9 protein-coding genes and 1 pseudogene are annotated in these 14,623 nt (G+C 41.1%); 9 read left to right on the top strand and 1 reads right to left on the bottom strand.

Features of this window, described 5'->3' with window-relative positions; translation table 11 throughout:
* The first annotated feature begins 2 nt into the window (after positions 1 to 2).
* The 4 genes from rnc (at position 3) to pdxJ (ending at position 3,131) form a co-directional block, all read left to right on the top strand.
* Positions 3 to 674, top strand: a complete 672-nt coding sequence (gene rnc / locus PE36_RS12940; RefSeq protein ID WP_006032492.1) for a ribonuclease III — start codon at positions 3 to 5, stop codon at positions 672 to 674.
* Positions 671 to 1,582, top strand: a complete 912-nt coding sequence (gene era / locus PE36_RS12935; protein ID WP_006032491.1) for a GTPase Era — start codon at positions 671 to 673, stop codon at positions 1,580 to 1,582. Before rnc ends, era begins: the two co-directional genes overlap by 4 nt.
* 13 nt (positions 1,583 to 1,595) lie before the next feature.
* Positions 1,596 to 2,324 carry a DNA repair protein RecO gene (gene recO / locus PE36_RS12930; RefSeq protein ID WP_006032490.1) on the top strand — a complete coding sequence of 243 codons (729 nt, stop codon included), beginning with the start codon at positions 1,596 to 1,598 and terminating at the stop codon, positions 2,322 to 2,324.
* 69 nt (positions 2,325 to 2,393) lie between these two features.
* Complete coding sequence (gene pdxJ / locus PE36_RS12925; RefSeq protein WP_006032489.1) at positions 2,394 to 3,131, top strand: pyridoxine 5'-phosphate synthase; 738 nt, start codon at positions 2,394 to 2,396, stop codon at positions 3,129 to 3,131.
* A 112-nt stretch (positions 3,132 to 3,243) separates the two neighbouring features.
* Here pdxJ and barA read toward each other — a convergent pair whose 3' ends face one another.
* Positions 3,244 to 5,979, bottom strand: a complete 2,736-nt coding sequence (gene barA, locus PE36_RS12920) for a two-component sensor histidine kinase BarA (RefSeq protein WP_006032488.1) — start codon at positions 5,977 to 5,979, stop codon at positions 3,244 to 3,246.
* A 118-nt stretch (positions 5,980 to 6,097) separates the two neighbouring features.
* Here barA and rlmD point away from each other — a divergent pair, with 118 nt between their 5' ends.
* From rlmD to pyrG, 5 genes and pseudogenes are all read left to right on the top strand, one after another.
* Entirely contained in the window at positions 6,098 to 7,432 is a 1,335-nt protein-coding gene (gene rlmD / locus PE36_RS12915) for a 23S rRNA (uracil(1939)-C(5))-methyltransferase RlmD (protein ID WP_006032487.1), read from the top strand.
* A 97-nt stretch (positions 7,433 to 7,529) separates the two neighbouring features.
* On the top strand, positions 7,530 to 9,776 hold the full coding sequence (relA, locus tag PE36_RS12910) for a GTP diphosphokinase (RefSeq protein ID WP_006032486.1): 2,247 nt from the start codon (positions 7,530 to 7,532) through the stop codon (positions 9,774 to 9,776).
* A 320-nt stretch (positions 9,777 to 10,096) separates the two neighbouring features.
* On the top strand, positions 10,097 to 13,309 hold the full coding sequence (locus PE36_RS12905; protein WP_006032485.1) for an HD domain-containing phosphohydrolase: 3,213 nt from the start codon (positions 10,097 to 10,099) through the stop codon (positions 13,307 to 13,309).
* A 197-nt stretch (positions 13,310 to 13,506) separates the two neighbouring features.
* Positions 13,507 to 14,301: a nucleoside triphosphate pyrophosphohydrolase gene (mazG, locus tag PE36_RS12900; protein ID WP_006032484.1), complete on the top strand. Its 795-nt coding sequence runs from the start codon at positions 13,507 to 13,509 to the stop codon at positions 14,299 to 14,301.
* Between the two features lie 152 nt (positions 14,302 to 14,453).
* Positions 14,454 to 14,623 (top strand): annotated as a pseudogene (pyrG, locus tag PE36_RS24080) (CTP synthetase); the annotation flags it as partial.

Here is a 14,623-nt window from a genome sequence, read left to right as displayed (position 1 = left end):
TTATGACAATTATATTAGAAAGATTACAAACAGTATTAGGTTATCAGTATCAAGACGCTGGCCTACTGCAACAAGCGCTGACGCATCGTAGTGCTTATTATAAACATAACGAACGTCTTGAATTTTTAGGCGATTCGGTACTTGGCTTTATCATCTCTGATGCATTATTCCGTCAGTTTCCTGAGGTGCCAGAAGGCGATTTAAGCCGGATGCGTGCAACCTTAGTGAAAGGGTTAACGCTCGCTGAGATCGCCCGTGAGTTTGAACTAAGTGAATGTTTAATCTTGGGTCCTGGTGAATTAAAAAGCGGCGGCTTCCGTCGTGAATCTATTCTCGCTGACACAGTTGAAGCCCTGATTGGTGCTATGTATCTGGATAGTGATATTGAGAAAACGCGTGAACGTGTGCTGGCTTGGTATGCATCACGTTTAGCCACGATCGAACCTGGTATCGGTCAGAAAGACGCGAAAACACAATTACAAGAATGGCTGCAAGGACGTAAGCAACCACTTCCACTTTATCAAGTGGTGGAAGTTAGGGGTGAAGCTCATAATCAAGAGTTCACTATTCATTGCGTTATTGAAGGCCTAGATCACCCTGTTGAAGGTAAAGGTACTAGTCGTCGTAAAGCAGAACAAGAAGCAGCTCAAAAAGCATTGGAGCAAATACAATGAGTGATATGACTTATAGCGGCTTTATTGCTATCGTTGGTCGTCCTAACGTAGGTAAATCAACGTTACTAAACCGTATTTTGGGACAAAAGGTAAGTATTACCTCGCGTAAACCACAAACGACTCGTCACCGTATTCTCGGTATTGATACTGAAGACAATCGTCAGACTGTGTATATTGATACACCGGGTCTACACATAGATGAAAAACGTGCAATCAACCGTTTAATGAACCGTGCTGCAAGCAGTTCATTAAAAGATATGAATGTTGATGCCGTAATCTTTGTTGTTGATGGTACCCGTTGGACCGACGATGATGAGATGGTACTCAATAAGCTACGTGATATTAACTGCCCAATTTACTTGGCCATTAATAAAACCGATGCGATCAAAGATAAAGATCGAGAACTAATGCCGCATCTGCAGGTATTGGCGGCGAAGTTTAAATTTACCGAGATTATCCCTATCTCTGCAACGAAAGGTACCAACGTAGAAATGCTACGTGGTATTTGTTCGAAGCAGTTACAAGAAGGTGATTTTTACTTCCCTGAAGATTATGTTACCGATCGTTCTTCACGTTTCATGGCATCTGAAATCATTCGTGAAAAACTGATGCGTTTCACCGGTCAAGAATTGCCTTACTCAACCACAGTTGAGATCGAGCAGTTTAAAGTCAGTGAAAATGGTACGTACCATATCAATGCGTTAATTTTAGTTGAGCGTGATACTCAAAAACGTATGGTTATTGGTAACAAAGGCTCGAAGTTAAAAACCATTGGTACAGAAGCACGACGTGATATGGAAACTTTGTTTGATAATAAAGTATTCTTAGAATGTTGGGTGAAAGTGAAATCTGGTTGGGCAGATGATGAACGTGCACTTCGTAGCTTAGGTTACGGAGATGAAGTGTAAATAGCGTTATTGCATGGACTTACAAAACGCCTTTGTACTGCACCGTCGTCCCTTTAAGGAGTCGAGTTTACTCATCGACTTCTTTACCATTAACGATGGTAAAATTTCGTTAGTGGGACGAGCAGGGCGAGGGCGTAAAAATAGTCAAAGTGCAATTTTACAGCCGTTTACCTTACTTAATATCGCCTATGCCGGCAAAGGTGGATTAAAATCCATGCGTCAGGTCGAGGCGGTATCTAATTCATTACCGCTCTCCGGTCGGCATCTCTATGCTAGCTTTTATCTCAATGAATTACTCTATCGCTTACTCGCCAGTGAACAAGCGAATCCCGAACTATTCTCCCATTATCAAAATGCATTATTAGCGTTAGCCAAACAACAACCCCTTGAACCGTTATTGCGTGAATTTGAATTTAATTTAATGCAATGTTTAGGTTACATTGGTGCGTTAAGCTATTGTGCTGATACCATGGATGCCGTGTTCCCGGAACGTATGTATAAATACGTACCACATGTTGGGATTGTGCCATCTATTTATAAAGTTGCAGTGGGACACTCATTTTTAGGTGCAGATTTACTCGCCTTTGAGCAACGACAGTTTAACCAAGATAATTTAGCCGCGGCAAAACGCTTTTGTCGACAAATGTTGTTACCCTATTTGGGCAACAAGCCGCTGAAAAGCAGAGAACTGTTTATTAATAAGCCGCTGAAAAGAAGAGAACTATTTATTAATAAGCCATGAACAGCGGATAACCATTTATTAACAAGCCTCTAAAAAACAGATAACTATTTATCAATAAGGGAATGAAACGTGAATAAGATCTTTTTAGGTGTCAACATTGACCATATCGCAACCCTACGCCAAGCTCGCGGCACGACTTACCCTGATCCTGTACATGCTGCAGCTGTCGCTGAACTCAATGGCGCAGACGGTATTACGGTGCATTTACGTGAAGATCGTCGTCATATTCAAGATCGTGATGTACGTGTATTGAAAGAAACTATTCAAACTCGCATGAACCTAGAAATGGCGGTGACGGCTGAAATGCTCGATATTGCCTGTGAGATAAAACCTGAATTTGTTTGTTTAGTGCCAGAAAAGCGTGAAGAGCTGACGACTGAAGGTGGTTTAGATGTACTTGGTCAACAAGATAAGATCACCCAAGCGGTTAAACGTTTAAGCGAAGCCGGTATTTTAGTCTCGCTATTTATTGATGCCGATAAAGAACAAATTGATGCTGCGGTTGCCAGTGGCGCGCCATACATTGAAGTGCATACCGGAGCCTATGCCGATGCAGAGTCTGAAGGCGAACAACAAGCTGAATTGAAGAAGATCGCAGCTGGCGTGAGCTATGCGCATAACGCAGGATTGAAAGTAAATGCGGGTCATGGTTTGCATTACCATAACGTGCAACCGATTGCGGCTATTCCAGAAATTTATGAATTGAATATCGGCCATGCAATTATTGCCCGTGCGGCATTTGATGGTTTAGGTAAAGCGGTAAAAGACATGCAAGTTATTATGCAAGAAGCGCGTAATAATAGCTAAACCTAGCATCCGCTAGGAACGTTGTACGGTATTCGTATTACATGACATCAGCATAAAAAAGGAGCCAATGGCTCCTTTTTTGTTTGTTTAGACTGACTAGTGAATCAATACACTAATTCGGCAAGTACGGCTGAGCTTCCTTAATCACGGTTTCAATGGCTTCTTGCAGTTCAAAGATCTCAGGTTCTACTTCTTCAATTTCTGCACCCTTGCGTAATCCGCGTTCAATCTGATCGGCTAAATTCTGAATGGGTAATACCCCACAGCATGCCGCACCCCCATGGAATTTATGGATTATTTTCTTAAATTCTGAGCGTGATAAACGACGTGCGAGTGCAAGTTCAAGGTGTTCGCTGATGTCAGGGAGACTATTGATAAACATTTCTAACATGTCTACTGCAAGGTCTTCTTTACCCATAGATCGTTGTAAGGTCAGTGGCCAATTTAAAATATGATTTTTTACAGCGGTGTTATCATGCGACAAGCTGCTCCATTGTTGTAAGATACGTTTTAGAATGGATTCATCCAGCGGCTTGGTTAAGTAATCATCCATGCCTTTACTGAGTAGGCGATCTCGTTCACCACTCATTGCATGTGCTGTAACGGCAATGATTGGCGTCGATTGATTGCGCGTGCCCGAACGAATCGCTTTGCAGGCACTGATACCATCCATTATTGGCATTTGGATATCCATAAAGATAATATCAAAATCCATTTCATTGGCTTTCGCCACGGCTTTCGCACCATTGCTACATACTTCAATCTTAGTCACCGAATCGGCCAGCATCGCGCTAATCAGTTTAAGGTTTGCAGGATTATCATCAACCGCTAAAATAGACAGATCAACTTTGGCTTTCGGTTTCTCAATCTTCAGTTGTGGTATTGGCTGTTCATCAGGTTTTTCTAAATAAGCTAATGCATTCACTAATTTACGATGATTACACGGTTTAGTCAGGCAATGTCTTGCCCCCACGCGAATGATCTCTTCTTGTAAGCAAGGATCAGATGAATTAATTAATACCACGACAGCAGCATTAATGTCATGACACTGACTCATCTTGTCATACATAGAGGTTAAGTTGCTTTCATCATTTTGTGCAATAACAACACAGTAGTAAGGTTGATTGATATAGTGCTGCCATTCAGCCTCATTGGCACAATGTAATACGTCCAGATCCCAGCTATTAAGCAAGGATATTAACGAGCGAGCTGAGTAGTTATCGACTTCATACAATAATACCTGCTTACCTTTAAAATCACTTATTGGCAGTGGTTCTGACAATGAGTTAGCGGTTACATTGAATTTTAGCGAGAATTTAAAGTTAGACCCTTGGCCTAAGTCAGAATCGAGCGAGACCTCACCGCCCATAAACTCAACTAAACGCTGGGTAATAACCAGACCTAAACCGGTACCGCCATAACGCCTTGAAATACTGGTGTCAGCTTGGTTAAAGGCTTGAAATAATTGTGCTTGTTGTTGCTCCGAAATACCAATGCCGGTATCACGGATATTGGTTTGGATGGTGACACTATTACCCGTCCATTCCAGTAATTCGATATGAATATCAATGTTACCGTTTTCAGTAAACTTGATCGCATTGCCCAGCAGGTTGGTGATCACTTGCTGGAAACGGAACGGGTCGCCAATAATGCCATCGGGTACATTCTTATCAACATGGAGTGATAATTCCAGGCCTTTATCATGCACGGTTGGGGCTAATAAGATCGCGGCTTCTTCAATGGTGTCGCGTAGGTTGAATGGGATCTGCTCTAACGTGAGTTTACCCGCTTCAAGTTTAGAGAAATCAAGAATATCATTAATGATACTAAGTAAATTCTTGGCTGATTTTTCAATGGTCTGCAAGTAATCGGTTTGATTCGGGCTCAGCGATGTTTTTAATAACTGGCGAGAGAAACCGATCACCCCGTTAAGCGGGGTTCTTAACTCATGACTCATATTGGCCAAGAATTCAGATTTTACCCGTGCCGCTGCTTGCGCGCGTTTTTTTGCCATATCCAATTCAATATTTTGGATCTCAATCTGTTCTAAGGTTTCCCGTAAATCAGAGGTCGCTTGATCAATATTTTGTTGCATCTCTTCATGATAAGCCGATAGCGATTTGGCCATCGAATTAATACCATTCTTGAGCAGTGCTAATTCACCTGTGTGATCCCCTGTGACTCGGGCATCGAGTCGACCTTCTCTGATCCGATCGACCACCTTCACCATGTCAGTAATGGGCTGGGTTACATTTTTAACCAGTCGCCAAGAGAAAATAAGCGCGGTAAAGAAGCCCAGTAACACAATAAATACCGAGACCGTGGTATCACGGTATTGCAGTAAAATCGCTTTGTCTCGTATCAGCTGGATAGATAAATAACCGAGGATCTGCTCCGGGTTTTCTAAGTTTAACGGGAAACTGTTATAGTCAATTTCGGAAATAATGGGGGAACGCAGGATGATGTAATCATCAAGCACTTCGACGTGGGTCGTTTCCGGTAACTTTCTGTTGTCGGGATTCTTGAGCACGGAAAAATTACGGTGATAATTACTGGTTACAAACAGCTTATTATTGCTATCAAAAATGGCAATACTTTTAATCGTCGGCGCAAACTTGCGGTGGGTTAAACCGAGCAATTTTTTCAGTGATTCTCGGCTGTTTTGTAACATGCCGTACTCACTCGCGATCGCCAGTGGTTCAATGATATTGATGCCCTGTTCAATAAGCACTGTCTCTAGTTGCTGATAGCGGTTAAAAGTGAAATAGCTGGCTAATAGTGTACCGATCAAAACTGTCGGTAAAATCGTCAGCGCCATTACTTTGGCACGAAGTCCGTATTTAGTCATAAAGTCATCTTATTGGTATCGGGTTTAATGCCATCTACGAAGTTATTTAAAGTATAAAGCGGGAAAGCAGGTTAGAATAATACCCTAATGATGACATAGGCAATAGTTGTATATCAATATGGCGCAAATTTATAAAGCAAAAAAAGTACAAAAAATTACGAGTAAAGCGGTCGAGATCACTATTGATAAGCTAGATCACCAAGGTCTAGGTTTGGGTCGTCTTGATGGCAAAGCGGTATTTGTTGCTGGTGCACTACCAGGTGAACGAGTATCAGTGAATATTATTGAGCAAAAAAAGCAATACGCAAAAGCGACCTTAAGAAAAGTATTAACCCCATCAGCACAACGAATTGAACCGGCGTGTCCGCATTATGCAACGTGTGGCGGCTGTAGTTTGCAAATACTCGATAGCGAAGTTCAGGCTGATTATAAACAAACGGCGTTGTTTAGCTTATTGCAACACTTCAGTAAAAATGATGATATTAATTTTGCAGAGCCGATTTTATCGCAACCTTGGCAATATCGCCGTACTGCACGTTTAAGTGTGATGTTTGACCGCAAGGCCAAGCAATTAGTCTTTGGCTTCCGTGAACGAAACAGTAAATCTCTGGTTGCGATTAACGAGTGCCCAGTATTAGAGCCAGCCTTGTCAGTATTGATCCAACCACTACGCCAATTACTTGCTACGCTTACAGTACGTCGTGATTTAGGTCATATAGAGCTGTTTTCGGTAGATTCGGGCGTTATTTGCTTATTCCGTATCTTGAAACCGTTAAAAGATAAAGACCAAGATTTACTGCAAGCCTTTGCGAGTGAACATCAGTTGAGTATTTATCTGCAACCTGAGCCTGACTCAGTGGTTAAATTAACCCCTGATATACCCGCAGCATGGTATCAATTGGCTGATGGCGAATTTAAGCTCAGTTTTACCCCAGGTAACTTCATTCAGGTTAATCCTGTGGTGAATAACCAGATGGTAAAACAAGCGATAGATTGGTTGGAATTAACTCCTGAAGATAGAGTATTAGATCTGTTCTGCGGTGGTGGTAACTTCAGCTTACCGCTGGCACGTTTATGCCATTCGGTTGTTGGTGTTGAAGGTGTTGATGGGATGGTGCGTCAGGCGCAAGCGAATGCGATAGCCAATAATGTTACTAATGCGCAATTCTATCAAGCAGACTTATCTTCCGATTTTTCTAAATTACCTTGGGCAAAAACCAGTTTCGATAAAGTATTATTAGATCCTGCTCGAGCTGGTGCTGCTGAAACAGTGCAATATTTACATAAACTTAAAGTGAAAAGAATTGTCTATGTATCTTGCAATCCAGCGACATTAGCGCGAGACTCGAAGTTGTTGATGGAAAAGCATTATAAATTAACCCGCCTTGGTATGATTGATATGTTCCCACAGACAGGACATGTTGAATCAATGGCGTTATTTGAACGCGTTTAGATATATACCCAAGCTACTTCAAGATGTTCTGATATAACATTTTGAAGTAACTTAGGTATAACGTGTATTTTGGTTTATTCTTGTTAGGAATTAAGACATGGTTGCGGTACGTGATTCTCATTTGACCAACCCGGAAGACTTTGATGCGAAGACTTGGACGTCTTCGCTAGCACTCACCTCGACAGAGCAAGATGAATTATTTGAGTTATATTCTCAATTAGCATTAAAAGAAGCAGCTGAATCCCTCGAGGATGAAGCTGATTTCCGTTTCCCGTTGCTTGCTTACGGGGTTGAAATGATCGAAATATTAATGACCATGGATATGGACATGGAGACCTTAAAGGTGGCCTTGTTATATCCATTTTTTGATGCCAAATTATATGATAATGACGAAATTGAAGCGTTATTTGGTAGCAAGTTATTACCCCTATTAGTTGCGGTTGTCGAAATGGACGCGATCCGTACACTGCAAGAAAAATCACAAAAACCATCTGAAGCACAAATCGATAATTTACGCCGCATGTTAATGGCGATTGTGGACGATGTGCGTGCGATTGTGATCAAATTAGCAGAGCGTATTTGTCATCTTCGTCAGGTAAAGAATGCATCTGAAGAAGAACGCGTACTGGCAGCAAAAGAAATCTCAGATATCTACTCGCCGTTGGCGAACCGTTTAGGTATCGGTCAGCTTAAGTGGGAACTGGAAGATCTGTCATTCCGTTATTCTCACCCCGATACCTACAAACAAATTGCCAAGCTGTTACTTGAGCGTCGTCTCGATCGTGAAGAATTTATCGACCGCTTTGTTGCGCAAGTTAAAACCGGTGTTGAAGCGGCTGGCGGTAAAGTCGAAGTCTACGGTCGTCCCAAGCATATCTACAGTATCTGGAAAAAGATGCAGAAGAAAAACTTGGATTTCGACGGTCTTTATGACGTGCGCGCAGTGCGTGTGATCGCGGACGAATTACAGGATTGTTATGCCGCGTTGGGTGTGATCCATAATTTATTCCGTCCTATTCCCAGTGAATTTGATGATTATGTAGCAAATCCAAAAGCCAATGGTTATCAGTCTATCCATACTGTTGTCGCAGTTGGCGATGAAAGTAAAGCGGTTGAAGTACAGATCCGAACCAAGCAAATGCACGATGATGCTGAATTAGGCGTCGCTGCACATTGGCGCTATAAAGAAGGCGCTGATACCACCAAAAAAGGCAGCTACGAAGAGAAAATTGCTTGGTTACGTAAATTATTAGCATGGCAGGATGATATGGCGGAAAGCGGTAGCTTAGTCGATGAGTTACGCAGTCAAGTATTCGATGATCGTGTCTATGTGTTCACCCCAAAAGGGGATGTGGTTGATATGCCACAGGGTTCAACGCCGCTTGATTTTGCTTATTATGTACATAGCATGGTGGGTCATCGCTGTATCGGTGCCAAGATCAGTGGTCGTATTGTGCCGTTCACGTATGAACTGCAAACGGGCGATCAGATTGAGATCATCACTCAGAAAAATCCCAGCCCAAGTCGTGATTGGTTATTACCAAACTTAGGTTATGTAAAATCTGCACGTGCCCGCGCTAAGATCAATACTTACTTTAAGCGTCTTGATCGTGATAAAAATGTCGCGGCAGGCAAAGACATGTTGGAAGGCGAGTTGCATAAGCTCAAGTTACACCTGTCTGATGCGAACTGTGCGTTCGAACGTTTTAATGCCAATACGATGGATGATTTATTAGCCCAGGTGGGCAGTGGTGATGCACGTCTTAACCAAGTTATTAACCATATTAAAGTGTTGTTATTACAACCCAGTGCCGAAGAGGAAGATAAGCTGGCACTCGAGCTTGTTGATCAACAAGTACTAAAATCGCAAAATCAGCCGAAGAAAAAACACAGCAAAGACCATATCGTGGTGGAAGGCATGGGTAACTTGATGACCCATATTGCTAACTGTTGTCAGCCTATCCCAGGTGATGACATTGTCGGTTATATCACCCAAGGCCGTGGAATTTCGATCCACCGCAATGGTTGTTTACAGTATGCTGATTTAAGTAATCGCCAACCAGAACGTATTATTGATGCAGTTTGGGGGGGGGATTTTAGTGGTGGTTACGGTGTTACGCTAGTGGTGCATGCCAGTGATCGCAGTGGCCTGCTACGTGATTTAACGACTATTTTTGCCAATGATCGTATTCACGTTGTTGGTATGAATACCCGTACTGATTCTAAGCAGCAAACGGCGACACTCGAGATCAATATCGAGTTATATAATATTGATACCTTAAGCCATTTAATTAATCGTATGAGCCAAGTGAAAGGTGTTATTTACGCGAGGCGCTTAAAATAAATCAATAGGTCTGCTTTATTATATAAAGCAGAGTAAACTCAAATATTTACTCTGCTTTATATTATTACCACATCCGATAGCGCTGCACCAAAAATCGATTCTAACTCTGCATTAACAATATCTATTCGTTTAGAACTGACTACCCAGTCAAATTTTATCAATATTTAATTCGACATACCCCTAATTTTCTTTGTTTTTCTCATTATATTCAACAATATGTCTGTGTGTTTCATTTATTTAGACTAGCATATCCTATTAATAGCATGATCTTTATACGTTACAGCTCCGCATGAAGTAATTAAATTCAAGGAAGAATACTAATGAAACGAAAGACATTTTCAGTTCGCTTTACTGTTGGTACCATGTTTGTAATTGCGACCCTCATTACTGGCTTGGTAGCAGTGTCTTTGCAATACCATTTCAGTAAAAAAATGGCGGTGGAACACACGGTGCAAAATTTATCTAAGGCATCGTCCGATTTATCCGCATATATACAGACCTTAGAACGCGATGCTTCTAATGCAGCGCGCTTATTGGTTTCTATTAGCCATATTCTTGATGTTCAATCGAATGAGCAAGACCTGCGTAATATTCTCGCTGAAATGATGACCGAAAATAAATTATTTTACAGTATCTATATTGGCTCCGAAAATGAGGACTTTTACCAAGTGATCAACCTTGAATCATCGCCAATTGTACGAGAGAAAATTGCCGCGAATAGCGATGATCGTTGGGTTGTTATCAAGATAACGGGTGATCGGCAGAATCGAATACGTGAAACTTATTATTACGATAGTGAATTTGTATTACGAGAGATGAATACGACCAAAAGTAACTATTTCCCAACCGAAAGACCTTGGTATGAGGCTGCTAATACCGATTCGGTATTTAAAACTAAACCCTATTTATTTCAACATTTAAAAATAACGGGTCAAACTTATTCACTTAAATTTAAAGATAACCATAGTCATAACCAAGCGTATAGCAGTATCCTAGGTATTGATATTGTGTTGTCTTCTATCGCAGAAAAATTGTCGAATAATTCATTCGATTTCGATGATACTAGCGAAATTGAGTCTTATCTATACACAACATCGGGTGAAGTGATATCGTCAAGTCGTCAAGCGGCTAAGCACATTGTCATTCCCGAATCGGCTATGTTGGCGTTAACAACGCTGCAGCGTAGCACTATCAGCAACACCGCTAAAATCAAGATTTCAAATCATAATGACTGGGCGCCGCTGGACTTTTCTTTATCCGGAAAACCGCAAGGGTATGCTATCGATATGTTGTTGTTGATTGAGGAAATGACGGGCATTGATTTTGAGTTTATCAATGGTTTTTCTTGGTTCGAGTTGATCGACAAGTATAACAATGGTTCTCTCGATGGATTGCATTCGTTACAGAAAAATCAGAATAATAAATATTCAGGTGTATATAGTGATCCTATTTATGATTTTAATTTTGCCTTAGTGACTCGTACGGGTAGTGCGGATATTCATAATTATGCCGAATTGACAGGACAGAAAGTGGCTATCTTATCGGGTTGGTTTATTACAGCAAAATTACGTCAAGATTTTCCTGACATTGAGTTAATTGAATTTGCGGATAGAAATGCGGCATTTAAGTCTGTTTCGCAGGGACAAACAGACGCATTACTGGATGTTAAACCGGTACTCATTTCGGGATTATCACAATACTTTTATAAAAACCTCAAATTGCATAATGATATTATCGATCTGGCCGAGCAATTTCCTTCCGCGTTTTACATCTTGTTGAAAGCAGAGAATCACGACCTTATTCCCATCATTAATGCTGCAATCGAAAATATTAGTGATACCCAACGCGCTGCACTGGCGAGTAAATGGCTTGGGGAGAACGTTATATACGACAATATGATGGTGCCTTATCAAGACTTAGTATCGCTAACGGGAGCACAAGGTAATCATGATCAAATTCTTGAGCGTGTTATCGATGGGCAAGAAAGTTTAGTTTATATCAGTCCTGTTAAGGCTGGCTCTCAATCGGAAGAGTTCTTCGCGGTTGTCATCCCCAAAAAAGTGATCTACAAGAAGGTCAATGAGCAGCTAAAAATAGCTATTTTAGCGACCGTTATGTTTATTTTATTGATGTTGCCTTTTGCTTGGTGGTTTGGCGCACCCATTGTAAGACCAATCCGACAATTACGCGTTGAAACGAAAAAAGTACAAGAGCGGCAGTATGGTGAAGTGCAATTAGTGGATACGCCAATAAAAGAGATCTGGGAGTTATCTGAAGCGATGTTGGAGATGTCTAAAGACTTACAACAATATGAAACCGCACAAGATGAATTTTTAGAAGCGTTTATTAAGCTTATTGCGCAAGCGATTGATGATAAATCGAAGTACACGGCTGGTCATTGTAATCGTGTGCCAGAGCTTGGCATGATGTTAGCGGATGTTGTTGAGCAATGTGATTCCGCGTTATTTAAAGATTTTAAATTTGCCAACGCGGATGAGAAACGTGAATTTAGAATTGCAGCTTGGCTGCATGATTGTGGCAAGATCACGACCCCTGAATATATTGTCGATAAGGGCACCAAGTTAGAGGCAAATTACAACCGTATTCACGAAGTTAGAACGCGGTTTGAAGTGTTGTGGCGTGATGCTGAAATCGCCGCATTAAAAAAACAAATCGTCTTACCAGCGCATAAAAGTACGATCGATGCTGAGCTTAAGGCCAAGCAGCAAAAACTGACCGATGATTTTGCGTTTATTGCGGCATCGAATGTTGGCGGCGAGTTTATGAGTGAGGATAAAATTGCCCGGGTGAAGGTTTTATCAGAACAAACATGGCTACGTCATTTCGATGATAATTTAGGCCTTTCTTCGGTTGAAGAACTGGTGAAACAAGAGTCGTTGAATGCCCAATTGCCTGTGATTGAAAAATTACTGTCAGATAAAGCTGAGCATATTGTTAAGCGAGATCGCAAAGTGGAATTTGATCCTAAGTTTGGTATTAAAATGGACGTGCCAGAGCATCAATATAACCTAGGTGAAGTCTATAATTTAACGATTAGTCGCGGTACGTTAACGGCGGAAGACAGATATAAGATCAACGAACACATGATCAGTACGATTAAGATGTTGGAGAATCTCCCGTTTCCACCTGAACTAAGTCGTGTCCCACGTTATGCTTCAACCCACCATGAAACATTAAACGGTACGGGTTACCCACGTAAACTGACTGGCGATGACCTTTCTATTCCTGAGCGTATCTTAGTGATCGCCGATATATTCGAAGCCCTGACGGCATCTGACCGTCCTTATAAGAAAGCCAAACCGGTCAGCGTTGCCGTGGATATCATGTATAAGATGGCTTTGGATCAACATTTTGATATCGAGTTATTTAGGCTGTTTTTACAAAGCGGCACGCATATTAAATATGCCCAAAAATATCTGCCGCCTGAACAACTCGATGAGATTGATTTAAGTAAATACCTGCAACCACAACCGTTCGATGAGGTCGATTTAAGTAAAAAATTGACGGCTTAATTGTCATCCTAACGCGCTATAAGTTCTTATAGCGTGTTATTAATCCAACTCTGTTCATTTAGTGCTACCCCTCCAAACGTAATGCATATCATTATATACTCACTGATAAATCATTTAGTCTCAGTTTATGGCTGCATTTAAACTAATGGGTCAAGATCTCGGGATTTTATTTAAAAATTGAATTAATAGGATTTATTTTGAAAGAAAAGTACACGATTAATGATTTACGCCATATGGTTGAGGCATTACGTAATCCAGATACAGGATGCCCTTGGAACCTGCAGCAAAATTTTGCCTCGATAGCTAAGTTTACGTTAGAAGAAGCATATGAAGTGGTTGATAGCATTGAAAGTAATGATATTAAAGGCCTGGAAGGTGAAATCGGCGATCTGCTTTATCACGTACTCTATTATACACAATTAGGACAGGAACAGGCATTATTCAGCTTTGATGACGTTATTCAACAGCTTGCAGCGAAATTAATTCGGCGTCACCCATATGTTTTTGGTGAAATAAAACTACAATCTAAATCTGAAATTATTGTTGCATGGGAAAAACAAAAATCCGAAGAGCGCTTAAAAAATCATAAAAACGCAGTTCCACACAGTGCATTAGACAACATTCCTAATGCCTTTCCGGCTCTGGTTCGCGCCGCGAAAATACAGCAGCGTGCCGCTACCGTAAACTTTGATTTTAATGGTTATAAGCAAGCATTATCAAAGGTTTATGAGGAGGTTGAGGAGGTCGTGGCTGAAGCCGATGCCGCGGTCATTGATGATGATAAACTCGAAGAAGAGTTAGGTGATTTATTGTTCTCTGTAGTGAACGTTGCACGCCATCTAAAACACGATCCTGAGCAAGCACTTCGTAAGGCAAATGAAAAGTTTGAAAAAAGATTTAGACAGGTAGAAGTACTTGCATTACAGAATGGTAAGTCGCTAAGTGATTGTTCTGTAAGTGAAATGGAATTCCTATGGCAAAAAGTGAAATAAAATTACAACATATGATCTACCGCACAGTTATACAAAAAGGGCAATGCTATACTTGTCAACATTGTGGGATGAGGGGGATTTGTTTATAATGTCGTCCCTTCTGGTATATATTCAATAATACACATTTAATCCCTAACAACTTCAGGTTATGTATGACAACTAAGTACGTTTTTGTTACTGGTGGGGTAGTATCCTCATTAGGTAAAGGTATTGCGGCAGCATCATTAGCAGCTATTTTAGAAGCTCGTGGCTTAAAAGTCACAATGATGAAACTAGACCCTTACATTAACATTGATCCGGGCACAATGAGCCCGATTCAACA

Origin of the sequence: Moritella sp. PE36, assembly GCF_000170855.1 — a bacterium.
In the GTDB taxonomy this organism is placed as follows: domain Bacteria; phylum Pseudomonadota; class Gammaproteobacteria; order Enterobacterales; family Moritellaceae; genus Moritella.
The sequence above is the reverse complement of the archived record's forward strand: the minus strand, read 5'-3'. Positions and strand labels throughout refer to the sequence as shown.